The sequence below is a fragment of the Dinoroseobacter sp. S375 genome, from assembly GCF_049800775.1.
In the GTDB taxonomy this organism is placed as follows: domain Bacteria; phylum Pseudomonadota; class Alphaproteobacteria; order Rhodobacterales; family Rhodobacteraceae; genus Dinoroseobacter.
Genome location: NZ_JBNAFR010000009.1, coordinates 135,597 through 153,834, shown reverse-complemented (window position 1 = coordinate 153,834; position 18,238 = coordinate 135,597). Strand labels below are relative to the sequence as shown.

The following is an 18,238-nucleotide window of genomic DNA, read 5'->3' as shown; positions in this document are numbered from 1 at the left end:
CGCCACAGCGCGGACAGAACGCCCATGATACCAACGCTTGCACAGGTCGCCCTTGGGGGCGCGGTCGGGGCCAGCTGCCGCTGGCTGCTCGGGGTGTGGATCCTGCGGATGACAGGGCCCACGGCCATTCCCGTCGCCGTGATGTCCGCCAATATCGTGGGCTCCTTCATCATGGGGGTGTTCGTGGTGCTGGCGGCCCATAAGGGGCTGACACATCTGTCCCCGCTGGTGATGACCGGGCTTCTGGGCGGGTTCACGACCTTCTCGGCCTTCTCGCTGGAAACGGTGACCCTGATCGAGCGCGGCCAGATGAGCCATGCCGCGATTTATGTTCTGGCTTCGGTCTGCCTCTCGGTGGGCGGGCTCTTTGCGGGGCTGACCGTGGCCCGGGCGGTGCTGACATGAGTGGTGTGCAAACCCTGGTGGTGGAGCCTGATGAGGGCGATCAGCGGCTCGATCGCTGGCTGCGACGGCGGTTTCCCCATGTGGGGCAGGGCCGGATCGAGAAGATGTGCCGCAAGGGCGAGCTGCGCGTGGATGGCGGGCGGGTGAAGCCCGCCACGCGGGTCCAGACCGGCCAGTCCGTGCGCATCCCGCCCTTGCCGGAGCCGGGCGACATCACCGCCCGTCCCGCGCGGCCCAAGGTCTCGGAGGCCGATGTTGAGATGCTGCAAAAGGCCGTCCTGTATCGCGACGACCATATCCTTGCGCTGAACAAGCCCGCCGGGCTGCCCGTTCAGGGTGGTTCAGGGCAGGACCGGCATCTGGACGGCATGTCCGATGCGCTGTGCTTCGGGTTCGAGGATCCGCCGCGCCTGGTGCATCGGCTCGACAAGGACACGTCCGGGGTTCTGCTCATGGCACGGACCCGGCGGAGTGCGGCGGCGCTGACGGCGGCGTTCCGGGCGCGCGAGACGCGCAAGATCTATTGGGCGGCAGTGGCCGGGGTGCCCCATCCGCAGATGGGCACGATCCGTTACGCGCTGGTCAAGGCCCCGGGGCATGGCCGGCATGGCGAGGGCGAGAAGATGCTCTGCATCGACCCTCGCCAGATGGCGGCCCATCCGGACGCCAAGCGCGCCACGACCGATTACGCGGTCCTCTCGGCGCTGGGGCGGCGGGTGTCCTGGTGCGCGCTGGTGCCTGTCACCGGGCGGACCCACCAGCTCAGGGCGCATATGGCCGAGCTGGGGCATCCGATCATCGGCGATGGCAAATATGGCGGTTCCGGGCAGGAAAACCTTGGCGATGGCTGGGGCGCGCAACTGGGCGGCGAGATGTCCAAGAAGCTGCACCTGCATGCCCGGCACCTGAGCCTCACCCATCCGGTGACCGGCGCGCGGCTGTCTCTGACTGCGCCGCTCTCGCCCCATATGACCCGCACGTGGGACGCGCTGGGCTGGGACGCGCGCGACGTGCCGGTGGATCCGTTCGAGGAGCTTGAATGAGCCTGCGGCTGGTGGTGTTCGATGTGGACGGGACGCTGGTGGACAGCCAGGGCCAGATCCATCAGGCCATGCAGGACGCCTTTGCAGCGCTCGGCCTGACCCCGCCCGACCGGGCGGCGGTGCTGGGCATCATTGGCCTGTCCCTGCCCCAGGCCATGGCGGTGCTTGTCCCGGCCGAGCCCGAGGACGTGCAGACCCGGCTCGTTGCCGCCTATAAGGAGGCCTATTTCACCCGCCGCACACAGGGCGGGGCGGAGGTGGCCTCCCCGCTGTATCCCGGGGCGCGCGCGGCGCTGGAGGCGCTGGCGCAGCAGGAGGACGTCCTGCTCGCCGTGGCCACGGGCAAGTCCCGGCGCGGGTTGGAACATCTGCTCGACGCGCATGCCTTGCGCCCCTTTTTCATCTCGACCCAGGTGGCGGATGATCACCCGTCCAAGCCCCATCCCTCGATGCTCTGGCAGGTGCTGTCCGAGACCGGCGTCGCGGCGGAGGCGGGCGTCATGCTGGGCGATACGAGTTTCGACATGGAGATGGGCCGCGCGGCGGGGTTGTCTTCGCTGGGGGTCAGCTGGGGCTACCACCCGGCGGCCACCCTGCGCGACCATGGCGCGGTCGATGTGCTGCCGGAATTCGGCGCGCTGCTGCCTGCGCTTAACACGATCTGGAGGATGACATGAGCAGTTGGGCTCCGAAACGGTTCTGGACCGATGCCGCGGTGCTGGCCTGCGGCGAGGGGTATGAGGTGCAACTGGACGGGCGCAGCGTGAAGACGCCGCTCAAGACCCGGCTCGTCGTGCCGACCGAGGCCTTCGCGCAGAAGATCGCCGCCGAGTGGCAGGCGCAAGACGAGCTGATCGATCCCAAGACCATGCCTTTCACCCGCGCGGCCAATGCGGCGCTCGACAAGGTGACGGTGCAGCGGGTCGAGGTGGCGGACATGCTGGCGGCCTATGGCGGCACCGATCTGCTGTGCTACCGCGCGACCGACCCGGAGGGCTTGCGCACGCGGCAGGCGGCGGGCTGGGACCCGCTTCTGGACTGGGCGTCCGAGACCTATGGCGCGCGCTTGCAGGTGACGGCCGGGATCGTGCCCGTGGACCAGTCGCCGGAGGCTCTCGCCAGGCTCTCTGCGGCGGTGCACAGCTACGCCCCCTTTGCGTTGACGGGGCTCCATGATCTGATCGCGATCTCCGGTTCGCTGGTGCTCGGTCTGGCCGTCGCGCGGGGGCGGCTGACGGCGGAAGAGGGGTTCGATCTGTCGCGAATCGATGAGAATTGGCAGATCGAACAATGGGGCGAGGACGAGGAAGAGGCCGAGCTTGTTTCCCTGAAGCGGACAGACTACCTGCGCGCCAAAGAAATTTTCGACCTGTCGCAACGTCAACCGGACGCCTGACGCCCGTCTCCCCCAGGGCGGGTGCGCAGCACCGATTTCCAAACGGCTTTTGTCGCGCCTAATCCCCACCAAAAAGCTCTGCTTTTACGGATATTTGTCCCCAGTATGCGGCCCTTTTGAGTGCAGCCGCGTAATTTCTGGGCATTTCCCCGGTGCGCAATCGCCCTAGCATAGGCCCCAGGGGAATGTTTCAGCCCACTCTTGACGTTATTTTGGGAAGATGCCCAATTTGTGACGCTGGTGGGAGGGGTGTTCCCTTCCGTAACGTTAAAACTGACCGCAAAGGTCAAAGGCGCTGCCTTGCTCAGCGTCCCATCAGGATGAGGAAAAAATGAAAAAAACCGTACTCTTTAGCGCTTTGGCTGTCGCGGGGCTCGCGGCCAGTGGTGCTGCTGCGGACACGCTGGAAGAGGTCAAGGCGCGTGGCGCCGTCAACTGCGGTATCAGCACCGGTCTGGTTGGCTTTGCGTCTCAGGATGCGAATGGCGACTGGCAGGGTTTTGACGTGGCCGTGTGCCGCGCCGTGGCTGCCGCTGTCTTTGGCGACCCGGCTGCCGTGAATTTCAACCCGGTCACCAACCAGGTGCGGTTCGAGGTTCTGAACTCCGGTGAGATCGACATGTTGGCCCGGAACACCACATGGACCTTCTCCCGTGACGTTGACCTAAAGCTCGAATTCAGCGGCATCAACTACTATGACGGTCAGGGCTTCATGGTGCCCAAGGAGCTGGGCGTGTCCTCGGCGACCGAACTGGACGGCGCGACCGTGTGCATCCAGAAAGGCACCACAACCGAGCTGAACCTCGCGGACTTCTTCCGTGCGAACAACATCTCCTTCGAGCCGGTGCCGATTTCGACCGCCTCCGAAGCACAGCAGCAGTACCTCGCAGGGGCCTGTGACGTCTACACCACGGACGCTTCCGGTCTTGCGGCCACCCGTGCTGCCTTCGAGAACCCGGGCGAGCATGTGGTTCTGCCCGAGATCATCTCGAAAGAGCCGCTCGGTCCGCTCGTGCGTCACGGCGACAATGAGTGGGGCGACATCGTGCGCTGGTCGCTCAACGCGCTGATTGCAGCCGAAGAGCTTGGCGTGACCTCGGCAAATGTCGCCGAACTGTCCGCAGGCACCGACAACCCCGAGATCAACCGTCTGCTGGGCACCGAGGGCAACCTGGGCGAGCAGCTCGGCCTCTCTGCCGACTGGGCCAAGAACGTCATCATGGCCGGTGGCAACTACGGTGAGATCTTCGAGACCCATATCGGTGAGAACACGCCGATCGGTCTGGCCCGCGGGCTGAACGCTCAGTGGACCGAAGGTGGCCTGCTCTACGCACCGCCCTTCCGGTAAACACTCGTAAAGATCGGGCGCAGGGTTTCCTGCGCCCTTTTTATTTTAGGCAATCATAACAGCAAGGCGGCACGCGAAACGACGTGCAAAACAGAACCTTGCGATGCTCCAGGGGCCTCAGATGACGACTTACAGCGATCCGCCACCCAATAGCGGACCCCCCGGCCAATCCTTCCAGCTTGGCATGCTGATCAACGACACCCGATATCGGGGGTACACCTTTCAGTTTCTGGCAACCTGCGCGCTGGTGCTCGGCATCGGCTGGCTGGTGAGCAACGCAATCCAGAACCTTGCCGCCCTGGGTCAGGACATCAATTTCGATTTCCTCGGGCAAGCGGCCAGCTACGAGATCGACCAGAAGCTGATCCCCTATACCTCGACCGACACCCATATGCGGGCGGCCTTTGTTGGCCTGTTCAACACGCTGCTGGTGGCTTTCCTCGGCTGTGTCACCGCGACCATCCTGGGCGTCGTGGTCGGTGTTCTGCGCCTGTCGCAGAACTGGCTCGTGGCGAAGGTGATGTCGTTCTACGTCGAAATCTTCCGCAACATTCCGGTCCTGATCTGGATCGTCATCGTTTCGGCCGTGATGAGCCAGGCCCTGCCGCAACCGCGGGATTTCCGGGGCGAGGACGCCGAGGCCGCGATGATCCTGTGGGACAGCGTCGCCTTCACCAACCGCGGTGTCTATGTGCCCGCGCCGGTCTGGAACCCGGGCTCGGGCATTGTCGTCGCGACCTTCCTCTTGTCGGTCATCGGCGTGTTCCTTTTCCGGCGTTATGCGCGCAACCTGCTCTTCAACACCGGCCAGCTGCTGCCCACCGGGCGCATCTCGCTGGCGATCCTGATCCTGCCGACGCTGCTGATGTTCTTCATCATGGGCCGTCCCATCGGTCTGGACTACCCCGAGCTTGGCGGCTTCAACTTCCGGGGCGGGATCAACATCAAGGGCACGCTGATCGCGCTCTGGTTCGGTCTGGCGCTCTATACGGGGGCCTTCATCGCCGAGAACGTGCGGGCAGGGATCCTCGCGGTCTCGAAGGGGCAGACAGAGGCCGCAGCCGCGCTGGGCATGCGCCCGGGCCGGATCATGAACCTGATCGTGCTGCCGCAGGCGCTGCGGGTGATCATCCCGCCGCTGATCTCGCAGTATCTCAACCTGACCAAGAACTCGTCGCTCGCGGCGGCCATTGGCTACATGGATCTGACCGGGACCCTCGGGGGTGTGACCCTGAACCAGACCGGGCGATCTTTTGAATGCGTGCTGTTGCTCATGCTGTTCTATCTGCTGATCTCTCTGAGCATCTCAGCGCTGATGAACGTCTACAACAACGCCGTGAAGCTGAAGGAGCGTTGAGATGAGCAAAGCAAACTCAAATGTCGCCTTCGTCCGCACGACGCAGATCCAGCCGAGTGCGCCGCCCGCCACGGAAGTGGGGGTGGTCGGTTGGTTGCGCAGCAACCTGTTCTACTCGATCCCGTCCACGATCCTGACGGTGCTGACGATCCTGTTTATCTACTGGCTGTCCTCGATCATCCTGCCATGGCTCTTCAACGGGGTCTGGGATGCCGAGTCCATCCGGGATTGCCGCGAGCAGTTGCAGGGCAAGATCGGGGGCTGCTTTGCGGTCATCACCGAACGCTGGCCGCAGCTGATCTTTGGCAACTACCCGGCGGATGAATACTGGCGCGCGGTTCTGGCCTTTATCGGCCTCTTCATCGCGCTGGCTCCGGTGCTGTTCATCATGCTGCCCCGGAAGCTTCTGTGGTTCACCGGCCTCTTCCCCTTCATCGCCTATTGGCTGATCTGGGGCGGGTCGCTCTGGGTGTCGGTTTTTGCGCTGGTCGGGGTGGTCGTCGGGTACTTCGTGTTCCGGGCTCTGGAAGGGCGCTCCTTTTTCGGTGGGATCGTCGCGTCGCTTGTTGCGACGGTGGTCTTCTGGATCTTCATCGCGCCCCTGCTGAGCGGGGTCTTTGCCTCTATTGTGTCGCTGTCGCTGACACCGGTGGAAAGCCGGTTCATCGGCGGGTTCATGATCAACTTCATCCTCGGAACCTCGGGCATCGTGCTGTCGCTGCCACTGGGGATCGCGCTTGCGCTTGGACGGCAGTCGAACCTGCCGATCATCAAGGGCATCTGCGTGGTCTTCATCGAGTTCATCCGGGGCGTGCCGTTGATCACGCTCTTGTTCGTGGCGTCGGTGATGCTGGCCTACTTCCTGCCTCCGGGCACGAATTTCGATCTGGTGCTGCGGGTGATCATCATGATCACGCTCTTTGCCGCGGCCTATATCGCCGAGGCGATCCGGGGCGGTCTCGCAGCCCTACCGCGGGGACAGTACGAGGCGGGCGACAGCCTTGGCCTCGACTACTGGCAATCCATGCGCCTGATCATCCTGCCGCAAGCGCTGAAGATCTCGATCCCCTCTATCGTGAACATCGCGATTGGCCTGTTCAAGGATACGACCCTCGTTTCGATCATCTCGATGTTCGACATGCTGGGGATGATTCAGGGTCCGATCCTGTCCACAACGGAATGGTTCGGCGTCTACTGGGAGCTTCTGGGCTTTGCCGCCCTGCTGTTCTTCGTCTTCTGCTACGGCATCTCGCAATACTCGCAATGGTTGGAGCGGCAGCTTCAAACCGGACATCGTTAAGGAAAGGGCACGAAAATGGCTATGACTGACCAAGCCCCGACAATGACCATCTCTTCGGAGGTGGCGATTGAAATCGACAAGATGAACAAGTGGTACGGGCAATTCCACGTGCTGCGCGACATCGACCTGACCGTGTACCGGGGCGAGCGGATCGTGATCTGCGGGCCTTCGGGCTCGGGGAAATCGACGCTGATCCGCTGCATCAACGCGCTGGAAGAGCATCAGGCCGGCTCGATCACCGTGGACGGCACCTTGCTGTCCTCGGATCTCAAGAATATCGACACGATCCGGTCGGAGGTGGGCATGTGCTTTCAGCACTTCAACCTCTTTCCGCATCTGACAATCCTCGAGAACTGCACGCTCGCCCCGATCTGGGTGCGCAAGACCCCCAAGAAAGAGGCCGAGGAGACGGCCATGCATTTCCTGGAAAAGGTCAAGATCCCGGATCAGGCGAACAAATATCCCGGCCAGCTGTCCGGTGGTCAGCAGCAGCGTGTGGCGATCGCCCGCTCGCTCTGCATGAAGCCGCGGATCATGCTCTTTGACGAGCCCACCTCGGCCCTCGATCCGGAGATGATCAAGGAGGTGCTCGACACGATGATCGAGCTCGCCGAAGAGGGGATGACCATGCTCTGCGTGACCCACGAGATGGGCTTTGCCCGTCAGGTGGCGAACCGGGTGATCTTCATGGATGCGGGTCAGATCGTGGAACAGAATGAGCCCGAAGAGTTCTTCAACAACCCGCAAAGCGACCGGACCAAGCTGTTCCTCAGCCAGATCCTCGGTCACTGAGCTTCGTTCCATTGCGGCAAGGCCCCGGGGTTCCCCGGGGCTTTGTCATGTCCGGGTCACACCCAGATCCGCCGGGATGACGAAGGCGCGGACTTCTCCGGTGCCGGGGGCCAGCGCGGCCCAGTCATCGATCTCGAACTGCAGGACCGTCAGCGCGCAAGTGGGATATTGGGCAAAGCGGTGGTGATCCGGTGCCACCCGGGCCATCTGGCCGGCGAACTCGGCAATCCCCGGGTTATGGGCGATGACCAGCACCTGCGCGCCTGTGGCCTCCTGCACCGTCTGCATCAGCATGGCAGGGCCCGCGTGGTAGAGCGTCGGGCGCAGCGTTGCCTCGCCGTCCAGCCCCAACCTGCGCCAGGTTTCCTGCGTGCGCGTGGCGTCGGAACAGAGCACTTCATCGGGCGTCAGGCCCTCTTCGGTGATCCAGCGCCCCAGCGCCTCTGCTCCGCGCCGGCCACGCCCGTTCAGGGGGCGGCTATGGTCGTCGCGCCCGGGCTCGGCCCAGCTCGACTTGGCATGACGTAGAAGAAGAAGTGTTTTCATGGGCGTCTGTGAAAGCTGTTCATGTGAAAGGCCGATTGCGCCTCGGCGCGGCCATAGGTCTTGCTGATCGGACAGGCGCGGCGCACCGCGCAGCCCCGTCCATGACAATCCAGACCGGCGGGTGTGTCCAGAAAGGATTTGCACAGCGGCACATCATAGGCCGTGGGCGCGAGCGCGCTGACGGGGCAGGCGCGGCGGCAGGGCTGGTGCGTGCAGCTCTCACAAGGGTTGCGCGGTGGCGGGGGCAGCTCGATCCGCGCGCGCAGGGCCAGCGCACCCCGGTAGCTGATCATCAACCCCGCCGCGTCATGCACCAAGAGCCCCACGGGCGAGACATGGGCGCGCCCGCTCTCCTGTGCCCAGCGGATGAAGGGGCGCCAGGGTGGTCCGCCGAACGGAAAGAGCGCCTTGGTCCGGTTGCCCAGATCGCAGGCCCATTGCCCGATCACCCGCCGCGACCAGCGATCCAGCGGATCGGACGCGCCATCGGCAAACTCGGGCGTGGTCTGCAGATGAGCCCAGAAGCCGGGCTCTCGCGGACCAAGAAGGAGCATGGTTCGGGTGCCATCGGGCACATCCGGATCCCCGTCCGGATGCCATGCACCAAAAATCGCAAGCTGCCGCGCTGCCGCGTCAGCCTCCAGCGCGGCATAGGAGAGCGTGTCAGCCACTTCGGATCATCGAGCCCGCGCCATGCTCGGTAAAGAGCTCCAGCAGGCAAGCATTGGGCGCGCGCCCGTCGAGGATCACCGCTGCGCGGACCCCGCCCTTGACCGCAGCGACGCAGGTCTCGGTCTTGGGGATCATGCCGCCGGCGATCACGCCGCTCTCGGTCATCTCGGCGATATGCTCGACGGTCAGCTCGGTGACGACCTTGCCGTCGGCATCCTTCACACCCGCCACATCGGTCAGCAGCAAGAGTCGGTCCGCCTTAAGCGCGGCGGCAATCGCGCCCGCCGCTGTGTCGCCATTGATGTTATAGGTCTCGCCCTCGCGGCCCGTGCCGATGGGCGCGATGACCGGGATGATCTCGGAGCGGACAAGCTGCAACAGTGTGTCCGGCGTCACCTCGACCGGGTCGCCGACAAAGCCGAGCGCGGGGTCCGCCGGGTCGCAGACGATCAGGTTGGCATCCTTGCCGCTAAGCCCGATGGCGCGGCCACCCTCGCCGTTGATGGCCTGCACCAGCCGCTTGTTCACGAGGCCCGAGAGCACCATCTCGACCACTTCGACCGTGGCCGCATCGGTGACGCGCTTGCCTTTGACGAATTCGGATTTGATGTTGAGCTTGGCCAGCATGTCGTTGATCATCGGACCGCCGCCATGGACGATCACCGGGTTCACCCCGACCTGCCGCATCAGAACGATGTCGCGGGCAAAGCTTGCCAGCGCCTCGGCATCCCCCATGGCATGGCCGCCGAACTTCACCACGACGATCGCGTCGTCATAGCGCCGCAGGAACGGCACGGCTTCGGAGAGGGTGCGCGCGGTGGCGATCCAGTCGCTTTTCATCGATCTCGTTTTCATCTTGGCTCTGTCTTGGTGGTGCTGCCTGTTACCTGTTTCACGCCCGCCTGCCAAGGCGTAGGGTTGGCGGGAAAGGGTCCTCCGCATGAGTCGTCAGCGTACACTTGTTCTGACCGGTGCAAGCCGGGGTATCGGGCACGCCACGGTCAAGGCGTTCTCCGCCGCGGGCTGGCGCGTGCTGACCTGCTCGCGCCAACCCTTCGATGCGCGCTGCCCCTGGCCGGGTGGGGAGGACAACCATATCCAGCTCGATCTGGCGGACCCGAAGAACACCATCGAAGCCATCGAGACGATCCGGGGCAAGCTTGACGGCAAGCTGGATGCGCTGGTGAACAATGCCGGGATCTCGCCCAAGGGGGAGGGCGGCGCGCGGTTGAACACGCTGGAGACGGATCTGCGCACCTGGGGGCAGGTGTTCCACGTGAATTTCTTTGCGTCCGTTGTCCTGGCGCGTGGCTTGCAAACCGAGCTTGCCGCTGCGGGCGGGGCGGTGGTGAATGTCACCTCGATCGCCGGAACGCGGGTGCATCCCTTTGCCGGGGCGGCTTATGCGACTTCGAAGGCCGCATTGGCGGCGCTGACCCGGGAAATGGCTCATGATTTCGGGCCGCTTGGTGTGCGGGTGAACGCCATCGCACCGGGAGAGGTGGAGACCTCAATCCTGTCGCCGGGGACGGAGAAAATCGTCGAAAAACTGCCCTTGCGGCGGTTGGGGCAGCCTTCGGAGGTGGCGGCGGCGATCTATTTCCTCTGCTCGGAACCCGGGAGCTACATCTCGGGGACCGAAATCGAGGTCAATGGCGGGCAGCACGTCTAGCGTCTTTGGGGGCCAGCCCCCAAACCCCCGGGATATTTAGAGACTTAAGTCAGACCAATCCGGCGATCAGCGCGCGCAGTGTCGCGATGCCATCGCCCTTGGCGGAACTGGTGAGCAAGAGCTCCGGAAAGGCGGCCGGGTGTTCGGCGAGGCCCTTGCGAACCTGATCGAGGACGCGGTCCTGTTCGTTCACCTTGATCTTGTCGGCCTTGGTGAGCACGACCTGGAATGTCACGGCGGCGGTATCCAGAAGGGCCATGATCTCGTGGTCGACGGCCTTGATTCCATGGCGCGCATCGACCAGCACGAAGGCACGGCGCAGGGTTTGGCGCCCGGTGAGATAGGCTTTCAGCAGGGCTTGCCATTTCGCGACCACGGCCACCGGGGCCTCGGCGAAGCCATAGCCGGGAACGTCCACGAGGTAGCGGTCCGTGCCGAGGCAGAAATAGTTGATCTCCTGGGTGCGGCCCGGGGTGTTTGAGGTGCGGGCCAGTGCCTTGCGCCCGGTCAGGGCGTTGATCAGGGAGGATTTGCCCACATTGGAGCGCCCGGCAAAGCAGACCTCCAACCGGTCCGCGGGGGGCAGTCCGTTCATCGCCACCACGCCTTTGAGGAAGGTGACGTCGCCGGCAAAGAGCTTGCGGCCCGCCTCGAGGCGCGCTGCATCGGGCTCGGGCGTCAGCGGGAAGGGAAGACTGGTCACGTGATAACCTCGCAGGGCGCGCCGATTGCGATCTCGCCCGGGGTTTTGACGACGCCGTAGACGGCGAAATCCTGATGTCCCCAACCTTCGCGCAGGGCGGCCAGCGTGTCTGCGTCACGCAGCCCGGTCTCGGGATTGGCCATGGTGGCGGTGCACCGTTCGATCCGGTCGATCACTTCAAGCTCGGCGGTGCCGATGCGCAGGGTGCGACCGATCCATTCGAATTCTTCCCAAGGGCCGAGGCCGTCCAGCCAGATGTTCCCCCGCCAACGCAGGGGCGAGATGTCATGGCCCAGTTTCTGGGCAACCGCGCGGTGCGAGGCATAGTTGCAGAGACTGACAGTCGGTTCCGGGGAATCCGTGTATCCACGATCGTCATTGCGGACGAGCCCCACGGGCTGCGCGCGGTTCGCGGGGCACAGCGGTGCGATCCAGTCGAGGAACATCGCCGCGTCCTGATCCGGTTTGAAGGTCAGATCCGGACGCTCCGGGTGGGTGAGCGTGACGGTTTGCCCATCCGTATGGAGCCGCGCCCGCAGGGCTGCGAGTGCGGGAGCCTTGGCCACGCGCAAGAAGTTTGCGCAAGAGGCCCATCCCGGGCCATCGAGCTTCGCAGCTTCGTGCTGGACCGCCCAAAGACGGTCGCCGGGCAGGGTCTTGCCAACCTCCAGCCCGGCTTGTTTCAGCGCCTCAACCCCGTGCGATTTGATCGGGTGGCGCCAGATGTCGGCGATGGTGCCGGTCACTTATCCTCCGTCTGCTTCTTTTTCTTGAAGCTCGCGGTGATGTTGCCAAAGACGTCAGGTTTGTAGCCGTGGCGCCGCATGATGAAATACTGCTGGCTGAAGGTGATCACGTTGTTGGCGATCCAGTAGACGATCAGGCCGCTGGCGAAGGTGCCGAGCATGAACATGAACACCCAAGGCAGCCAGGCAAAGATCATCGCCTGTGTCGGGTCGGTGGGTGCCGGGTTCAGCTTCTGCTGCAGCCACATGGAGATTCCGAGCAGCAGCGGCAGAATGCCGATGAAGATCAGTGCGAGGATCGAGCCGGGCTCGGGCGCTGCGTTCGGCAAGAGGCCGAAGAGGTTCATCAGCGAGGTCGGGTCCGGTGCGGACAAATCCTGGAAGGGGCCGAAGAACGGCGCGTGGCGCAGCTCGATCGTGACGAAGATCACCTTGTAGAGCGAGAAGAAGATCGGGATCTGCAGCAGGATAGGCAGGCAGCCCGCGGCGGGGTTCACCTTTTCCTTCTTGTAGAGTTCCATCATCGCAACCTGGAGCTTCTGACGGTCATCCCCGGCTTTCTCCTTGAGCTTCTCCATTTGCGGCTGAAGCTCTTTCATGCGGGCCATGGAGACATAGGATTTCCAGGCCAGCGGGAGCAGGAGCGCCTTGATCAGCAGAGTCAGCACGATGATCGCGACACCCATATTGCCGATCAGCAGGTTGAGTTCGTGCAGCACGAAGAAGATCGGCTTGGTCAGGAAGTAGAACCAGCCCCAGTCGATGCTGTCGATGAAGCCCTCGATGCCAAGGGTCTTCTCGTAACCCCGGATGGCCTCCCATTCCTTCGCACCTGCGAAGAGATGGGACTCGACCGTGATCGTCTGGCCCGCCGCCACGCTTTGCGTCGCCAGCCGGGTTTCGGTCTGGTAAATGTCCGCGCTGCCCACGTATTTCGCGACCGAGGTGAAGGCTTGCCCCGGTGTCGGGATGAGCGTCGTCATCCAGTTCTTGTCGGTAAAGCCGATCCAGCCGTTTTGCTCGATCTGGGTGACTTCGGCGCGCGCGCCTTCGCGCTCGACGAAATCGTAATCCAGCATGTCGTCATAGTCGGATTCGATCAGGCCGCCATCGGCCATGGCCACGACGCCCTCGTGCAGAACGAAGAAATTCACGGTCTCGGGTTCGCCATGGCGTGCGATGATGCCGTAGGGCTGCATCCGCTGGCTGGTTTCCGTGGGGTTCTCGACGCTTTGCGTGATGGAGAACATGAAGTCCTCATCAATCGCGATGACACGACGGAAAATCAGGCCCGAGGGGCTGTCCCAGCGCAGGGTCACGGGACTGTTGACCGAGAGGGTCTCACCGCTCTCCACCGACCAGACAGTGTTCGCGCCGGGCACGTCGTCAAAGGACAGCGCTCCTGCAGGGGCCCAACCATAGAGCGCATAATAGGCGCCGGGCTGGTCGACGGGCGACAACAGGCGCACGATGGGCGAATCCGGCTCGAGCGTTTCGTTATACCCTTTGAGGCTGAGATCATCGATGCGGCCGCCAAGCAGCGAGATCGACCCTTCGACCGCGGGCGTCTCGATCGGCAGGCGCGGCGCGTCGCTTGTGCTGGCAGTTGCAGCCTGCGGTGCGGCACCCGGGGCCGCCTCGGTGACCGCTGCGGGCGGGGTCAGGGCGACATCCCCGCCAGTGGCCTGTTCGGAAACCTGGGCCGGGGAATTCGGATCGGACACGGGCTCTTCCGGAGGAAAGACGAGGAACCAGACCAGGATCACCAGAAAGCTGAGAGCCGTGGCAAGAATGAGGTTCTTATTCTGATCGTCCATCTGGGACCCACACCTGTTAATCTCGGAATAGGTGGGTTCAACCGAGAAGGCAGTGGAAGGTCAAGTCATTTTCCCGAAACTGGCCTTATCCGTGGCATTGCCACGCAAGGGCGTCGCGCGGGGTATTCAGGGCTCAATGGCCCTGCTGACGCTCGATCCGGGGGGGCGGGGCAAGCTTGGCGTTATGGGACTCGAGCCACGCAAAGGTGTCTTCGAAGGGCATGGGGCGGGCAATGCCGTAGCCCTGCACATGATGACAGCCCAACTGGCCGAGCAAGGAATGTTCGCCAATCGTCTCGACCCCTTCGGCAAGGGCGTCGAGCCCCAGTTGCTGCGCCATGGTGAGGATCGCCGCCACCATGCGCTGTTGCTCGCCATCCTTGTCCACATGGGTCACGAACGAGCGGTCGATCTTGATCCGGTTGATCCGGAACTGCTTGATCGAGCTGATCGAGGCGTGGCCTGTCCCGAAATCATCCAGATCGATGCCACAGCCCAATTCGCCCAAGGCGCTGATATTGCGCAGGATAATGTCGTCTTCGGTTTGCGAGATCACCGATTCCAGAATCTCGACCGCCAGACGATCCGCCGTCAGGCCAAAGCGGTCGAGCTCCCACTTCACCTTGTCGATCAGATGGGGATTCCGCAGCTCCATCCCCGCAAAATTCACCCCGATGTTCGGAATGGCGAAACCGCCCCGCTCCCAAGCCACCAGCGCCTTGAGGCCCTGGTACAGCATAACTTCGCTCAGCCGTTCAGTGCGGCCGGTGGCCTCGATCGCAGGGAGGAATTCCGCCGGGGAGACGGTGCCGCGGGTCGGATGCTCCCACCGGGCCAAGGCCTCGAACCCCGTAACCTGCCCGGTTTCGGTGGAAACCTGCGGTTGGAACCAAGCAACAATCTCGCCATTCTCCAGCGCTTTGGCCACATCCTCGGCCAGTTCGTGGCTCGCGCGAATCTCGGTCTGCATTTCCGAGGAAAAGAGACGCAGCGCCCCTGCGCCATGGGACCTGGCTTCGACCATGGCGCGCTCCGCCGCCACCAGCAGGCTCGCGGCGGTGGGTTCGGGCGATTTGCTGGCCAGCGCAATCCCGACCGAGGCGCTGACATAGGCGGTCGTGCCATGGACCACCACCGGTTCGCTCAATGCGCGCTGGATCCGGTCGCCAATGGACAGAATCGAATCGAGCGTCATGCCTTGGGACGGGGCGAGGAAGAGCGCGTAGGCATCCGCGTCCAGCCGGACAACCATGTCATCCTCGCGCACCGCGCTGCGCAGGCGTTGGGCGGTCTGGCGGAGCACTTCGTCACCCGCATCCCGCCCCCATCTTTCGTTGAAGGAATGAAACTCATCGATGTCGATCACGAGGCAGGCGGCCGTCCGCGTGCTCGCCCCGGGTGTCGCGAAATACCGGTCCACGATATCCAGCAGGGCCGCTCGGCTCGGCAGACCCGTCAGCGCGTCGCGCCCGCCCTTGGGCGAGGTCACGACATCCATCGCGCGAAAGGCCAGAACGACGAACGGAATGAGTGTGCTGGCCCCGACCAGCCAGCGAATATCCCTTGTCGAATAGGAAATCGCCACAAAAAGAGGAATAAACCCAACAAGTAAGGCCGGATCGCGGAGCAGCTGCCGACCAGTGTTCTTCAAAGTGTCCAAAAGACGCGAAACCAAAACACATGCCTCTTCTTGCGCGCACGGCCTTGTGCCGCTCGCTGCGAATGAAGCTATGTTCCGTCCATCGCCAAGCCGTTAAGGCCCGGTTTCCTTCTGTTTCGAATTTTCCGAAAACCCTTCGGCATCCAGAGACAGATTGGCGAAGTCGAAGAGTTTCGGGTCCAACATGTGAGACGGCCGGATATTGGTCAGGGCCTTGAACATGACCTGCCGGCGCCCGGGGCTGTTGGCCTCCCACCCGTCGAGGATTGCCTTGACCTGCTGCCGTTGCAGCCCGTCCTGGCTGCCGCACAAGTCGCAGGGAATAATGGGATAATTCATCGCGCGCGCGAATTTCTCGCAATCGGCTTCGGCCACATGGGCGAGCGGTCGATAGACGAAGAGATCCCCTTCCTCGTTGCGCAGTTTCGGCGGCATCGTGGCCAGACGACCGCCATGAAAAAGATTCATGAAAAATGTCTCGAGAATGTCGTCCCGGTGGTGCCCCAGTACCACGGCCGAACAGCCTTCCTCCCGTGCGATGCGATAGAGGTTCCCGCGGCGCAGCCGTGAGCAGAGCGCGCAATAGGTCCGGCCTTCCGGGACCTTGTCCATCACGATGGAATAAGTGTCCTGGTACTCGATCCGGTGCGGCACGCCCATCTGCTCCAGAAAGGCCGGCAGTACCGTGGCCGGGAAGCCGGGCTGGCCCTGGTCGAGGTTGCAGGCAAGGATGTCCACCGGCAGCAGCCCGCGCCATTGCAACTCGTGGAGCGCGGCCAACAGCGTGTAGCTGTCCTTGCCACCGGACAGGCAGACCAGCCAACGCGGCTTGGCGCCATCCCGTGCGCTGGGCTCGATCATCCCGTATTGCTCGATCGCTTCGCGCGTGTTGCGGATGATCCGCTTGCGCAGCTTCTTGAATTCCGTGCTGCTGGGCGCGCCGTGAAACAGCGGATGGATCTCGGTCTCGTCGAGCATATCGGGCATCCTTCAGGGGTCCCGGAGGGCATAGGCGAGCGCACCCCCCGGCGTCAATCGCTTGCCCGGCGGGGGGAGGGACTTAGCTCTGGCCCAAGGGGGATCACATGCGCGCATTTCTGATCGGAGTGGTTTTACTGTTGGCGGCCTGCACGGGCAAACCAGCGCTCGAGGATCCGGCCCTGAGCGACAGGCAGCTCAATCTCGAAGACTTCTTCTCGGGCGATCTCATCGCCTATGGCCAGTTTCAGGACGTGTTGGGCACGGTTCGACGGCGTTTCGAGGTCGAGATCACGGGCCACTGGGATGGTCAGACCCTGCGCCTGGTCGAGGATTTCGTCTATGAGGATGCCAGCACCGAGCAGCGGATCTGGACCCTGACCAAGACGGGTGCGCAAAGCTGGGAGGGGACGGCCCCCGGCGTGATCGGCACTGCGACGGGGGTGGAGCGGGGGGATACGTTCAATTGGGTGTATACCATCGACCTGCCACTCGGCGATGGCACGACCACGCGATTTGCCTTCGATGACTGGATGTGGCTGCTCTCGGAGGATCGGCTGCTCAACCGCGCTTACATGACCCGAGCAGGGGTCTATGTCGGGGACGTGATCATCACCTTCGAAAAGCTCTGATCATAGGGGGGCGGACACCACCGAGAGGCGGATCACCGCACCGGCGGCAGGCCCGGGACCGGCTCAGTCCGGCACGTCATCCACGCCCATCCCGCCCCAGGGGTGGCATCGCAGGACACGGCGCAGGGCCAGCCAACCTCCCTTCATCCCGCCATGCTTGCGCAGCGCCTCCATGGCATAGGCCGAACAGGTGGGGTCATAGCGGCAATTGTACCCAACCCAGGGGGAAAACACCGCGCGATAGGCGCGCACGGGAAGCGACAGAAGGAACGCCAGCGGGCTCATGCGCGCGGGGCCTTGGACCGCTGGCCACCGGGCCCGCGCGGTTTGCCCGGGGCATGAATGCGCGCGAGTGCCGCGACCAGATCGGCGCGCAGGGCCGCGAAATCACGGGAGGCGGTGGCCTCCTTGCGTCCGATCAAAACATAGTCCCAGCCCGGCTTGCCATGGGTCGGCAGCTCAAGCCGCGCGATCTCGCGCAGGCGGCGTTTGGCGCGATTGCGGGCGACCGCGTTGCCAACCTTCTTGGAACAGGTGAACCCGATGCGGGTCTGCGCCGAGGACATGTCCTCGGCGCGCCGTCGCGCCTGTAGCAGAAAGGCAGGGGCGGCTTGACGCCGGGCCCGGGCGGCGGCGAGAAAATCCGCACGCTTGGTCAAAACGACAAGTGCCGCCTGCGACGTCGCGGGCGGCGGTGCGGGTGCCTGCGCGGCACCGGGCTCGGAGGGCGAGCGCTCTGTCGTCATAGCCCGAAGGCCAGCGGCAGGGCTCAGGCGCTCAGCGACTTGCGGCCGCGAGCACGACGGGCGTTCAGGATCTTGCGGCCGGCCTTGGTGGCCATGCGCGCGCGAAACCCGTGACGACGCTTGCGAACCAGGTTCGACGGTTGGAACGTGCGCTTCATCGCTTTTCTCCTTCGGTTGACCCGCCGCCCGGATGGCGCGCGTGCCAGAAAATCTACAGAGCCCGTCGTTTAGGCGCACGGGCCATTTGAGTCAACGCGTTTCCGGCGTTTTCCCCGCCCCTGCAGGCTGTGTCACACAGCGCCTTGAGGGGGGAGTGGCGGACCGAGGAGGATTCGAACCCCCGACCCCTTGATTCGTAGTCAAGTACTCTATCCAGCTGAGCTATCGGTCCGTGAGGGAGGTCACTAACGCCCGTCCCCGGTCAT

21 protein-coding genes and 1 tRNA gene are annotated in these 18,238 nt (G+C 63.8%); 10 read left to right on the top strand and 12 right to left on the bottom strand.

The genetic code is table 11. The annotated features are described in order from the left end of the window. Positions 1-24: 24 nt before the first annotated feature. The 8 genes from crcB (at position 25) to ACP150_RS17955 (ending at position 7,641) form a co-directional block, all read left to right on the top strand. A complete protein-coding gene (crcB, locus tag ACP150_RS17990; RefSeq protein WP_424968070.1) occupies positions 25-405 on the top strand; it encodes a fluoride efflux transporter CrcB in 381 nt (126 codons plus the stop codon). Next, a complete protein-coding gene (locus ACP150_RS17985; protein WP_424968069.1) occupies positions 402-1,448 on the top strand; it encodes an RluA family pseudouridine synthase in 1,047 nt (348 codons plus the stop codon). Before crcB ends, ACP150_RS17985 begins: the two co-directional genes overlap by 4 nt. Continuing rightward, positions 1,445-2,125, top strand: a complete 681-nt coding sequence (locus ACP150_RS17980) for an HAD-IA family hydrolase (protein ID WP_424968068.1) — start codon at positions 1,445-1,447, stop codon at positions 2,123-2,125. The genes ACP150_RS17985 and ACP150_RS17980 overlap by 4 nt, the downstream gene beginning before the upstream one ends. Then, on the top strand, positions 2,122-2,844 hold the full coding sequence (locus ACP150_RS17975; protein WP_424968067.1) for an ATP12 family chaperone protein: 723 nt from the start codon (positions 2,122-2,124) through the stop codon (positions 2,842-2,844). The genes ACP150_RS17980 and ACP150_RS17975 overlap by 4 nt, the downstream gene beginning before the upstream one ends. 331 nt (positions 2,845-3,175) lie before the next feature. Further along, on the top strand, positions 3,176-4,192 hold the full coding sequence (locus ACP150_RS17970) for an amino acid ABC transporter substrate-binding protein (protein ID WP_424968066.1): 1,017 nt from the start codon (positions 3,176-3,178) through the stop codon (positions 4,190-4,192). Positions 4,193-4,313: 121 nt separating this feature from the next. Continuing rightward, on the top strand, positions 4,314-5,549 hold the full coding sequence (locus ACP150_RS17965) for an amino acid ABC transporter permease (RefSeq protein ID WP_424968065.1): 1,236 nt from the start codon (positions 4,314-4,316) through the stop codon (positions 5,547-5,549). A gap of 1 nt (position 5,550) precedes the next feature. After that, complete coding sequence (locus tag ACP150_RS17960) at positions 5,551-6,849, top strand: amino acid ABC transporter permease (RefSeq protein WP_424968064.1); 1,299 nt, start codon at positions 5,551-5,553, stop codon at positions 6,847-6,849. Between the two features lie 21 nt (positions 6,850-6,870). Continuing rightward, positions 6,871-7,641 (top strand): amino acid ABC transporter ATP-binding protein, encoded by a 771-nt coding sequence (locus ACP150_RS17955; protein ID WP_424968063.1) that lies wholly within the window; start codon positions 6,871-6,873, stop codon positions 7,639-7,641. Positions 7,642-7,686: 45 nt separating this feature from the next. Here ACP150_RS17955 and ACP150_RS17950 read toward each other — a convergent pair whose 3' ends face one another. From ACP150_RS17950 to argB, 3 genes are read right to left on the bottom strand one after another with little or no spacing between them, the layout of a single operon-like run. Beyond that, the gene (locus ACP150_RS17950) at positions 7,687-8,187 is read right to left on the bottom strand and encodes a SixA phosphatase family protein (RefSeq protein ID WP_424968062.1); all 501 of its coding nucleotides are present in this window, start codon (positions 8,185-8,187) and stop codon (positions 7,687-7,689) included. Further along, positions 8,184-8,858: a ferredoxin gene (locus ACP150_RS17945; protein WP_424968061.1), complete on the bottom strand. Its 675-nt coding sequence runs from the start codon at positions 8,856-8,858 to the stop codon at positions 8,184-8,186. Before ACP150_RS17945 ends, ACP150_RS17950 begins: the two co-directional genes overlap by 4 nt. After that, the gene (argB, locus tag ACP150_RS17940; protein WP_424968060.1) at positions 8,851-9,714 is read right to left on the bottom strand and encodes an acetylglutamate kinase; all 864 of its coding nucleotides are present in this window, start codon (positions 9,712-9,714) and stop codon (positions 8,851-8,853) included. The genes ACP150_RS17945 and argB overlap by 8 nt, the downstream gene beginning before the upstream one ends. 85 nt (positions 9,715-9,799) lie before the next feature. On the opposite strand from argB, the gene ACP150_RS17935 reads away from it, so the two are divergent. After that, positions 9,800-10,531, top strand: a complete 732-nt coding sequence (locus ACP150_RS17935) for an SDR family NAD(P)-dependent oxidoreductase (RefSeq protein ID WP_424968059.1) — start codon at positions 9,800-9,802, stop codon at positions 10,529-10,531. A 49-nt stretch (positions 10,532-10,580) separates the two neighbouring features. On the opposite strand, the gene yihA is transcribed toward ACP150_RS17935, so the two are convergent. From yihA to ttcA, 5 genes are all read right to left on the bottom strand, one after another. Beyond that, complete coding sequence (gene yihA, locus ACP150_RS17930; protein WP_424968058.1) at positions 10,581-11,234, bottom strand: ribosome biogenesis GTP-binding protein YihA/YsxC; 654 nt, start codon at positions 11,232-11,234, stop codon at positions 10,581-10,583. Beyond that, positions 11,231-11,980 (bottom strand): MOSC domain-containing protein, encoded by a 750-nt coding sequence (locus tag ACP150_RS17925; protein ID WP_424968057.1) that lies wholly within the window; start codon positions 11,978-11,980, stop codon positions 11,231-11,233. Before ACP150_RS17925 ends, yihA begins: the two co-directional genes overlap by 4 nt. Beyond that, complete coding sequence (gene yidC, locus ACP150_RS17920) at positions 11,977-13,797, bottom strand: membrane protein insertase YidC (RefSeq protein ID WP_424968056.1); 1,821 nt, start codon at positions 13,795-13,797, stop codon at positions 11,977-11,979. Before yidC ends, ACP150_RS17925 begins: the two co-directional genes overlap by 4 nt. Positions 13,798-13,930: 133 nt before the next feature. After that, entirely contained in the window at positions 13,931-15,382 is a 1,452-nt protein-coding gene (locus ACP150_RS17915; RefSeq protein WP_424968055.1) for a putative bifunctional diguanylate cyclase/phosphodiesterase, read from the bottom strand. Positions 15,383-15,550: 168 nt separating this feature from the next. Next, positions 15,551-16,435 (bottom strand): tRNA 2-thiocytidine(32) synthetase TtcA, encoded by an 885-nt coding sequence (gene ttcA, locus ACP150_RS17910; RefSeq protein ID WP_424968054.1) that lies wholly within the window; start codon positions 16,433-16,435, stop codon positions 15,551-15,553. Positions 16,436-16,542: 107 nt separating this feature from the next. Between ttcA and ACP150_RS17905 the strand changes: the two genes are divergently transcribed. Beyond that, on the top strand, positions 16,543-17,067 hold the full coding sequence (locus tag ACP150_RS17905; protein ID WP_424968053.1) for a DUF3833 domain-containing protein: 525 nt from the start codon (positions 16,543-16,545) through the stop codon (positions 17,065-17,067). 63 nt (positions 17,068-17,130) lie between these two features. Here ACP150_RS17905 and yidD read toward each other — a convergent pair whose 3' ends face one another. The 4 genes from yidD to ACP150_RS17885 form a co-directional block, all read right to left on the bottom strand. Further along, the gene (gene yidD, locus ACP150_RS17900; RefSeq protein ID WP_424968052.1) at positions 17,131-17,352 is read right to left on the bottom strand and encodes a membrane protein insertion efficiency factor YidD; all 222 of its coding nucleotides are present in this window, start codon (positions 17,350-17,352) and stop codon (positions 17,131-17,133) included. Then, positions 17,349-17,813, bottom strand: a complete 465-nt coding sequence (gene rnpA / locus ACP150_RS17895; RefSeq protein ID WP_424968051.1) for a ribonuclease P protein component — start codon at positions 17,811-17,813, stop codon at positions 17,349-17,351. Before rnpA ends, yidD begins: the two co-directional genes overlap by 4 nt. 23 nt (positions 17,814-17,836) lie before the next feature. Further along, positions 17,837-17,971, bottom strand: a complete 135-nt coding sequence (rpmH, locus tag ACP150_RS17890) for a 50S ribosomal protein L34 (RefSeq protein ID WP_012177012.1) — start codon at positions 17,969-17,971, stop codon at positions 17,837-17,839. A gap of 156 nt (positions 17,972-18,127) precedes the next feature. Further along, a tRNA-Arg gene (locus tag ACP150_RS17885) sits at positions 18,128-18,204 on the bottom strand. Positions 18,205-18,238 lie beyond the last annotated feature (34 nt).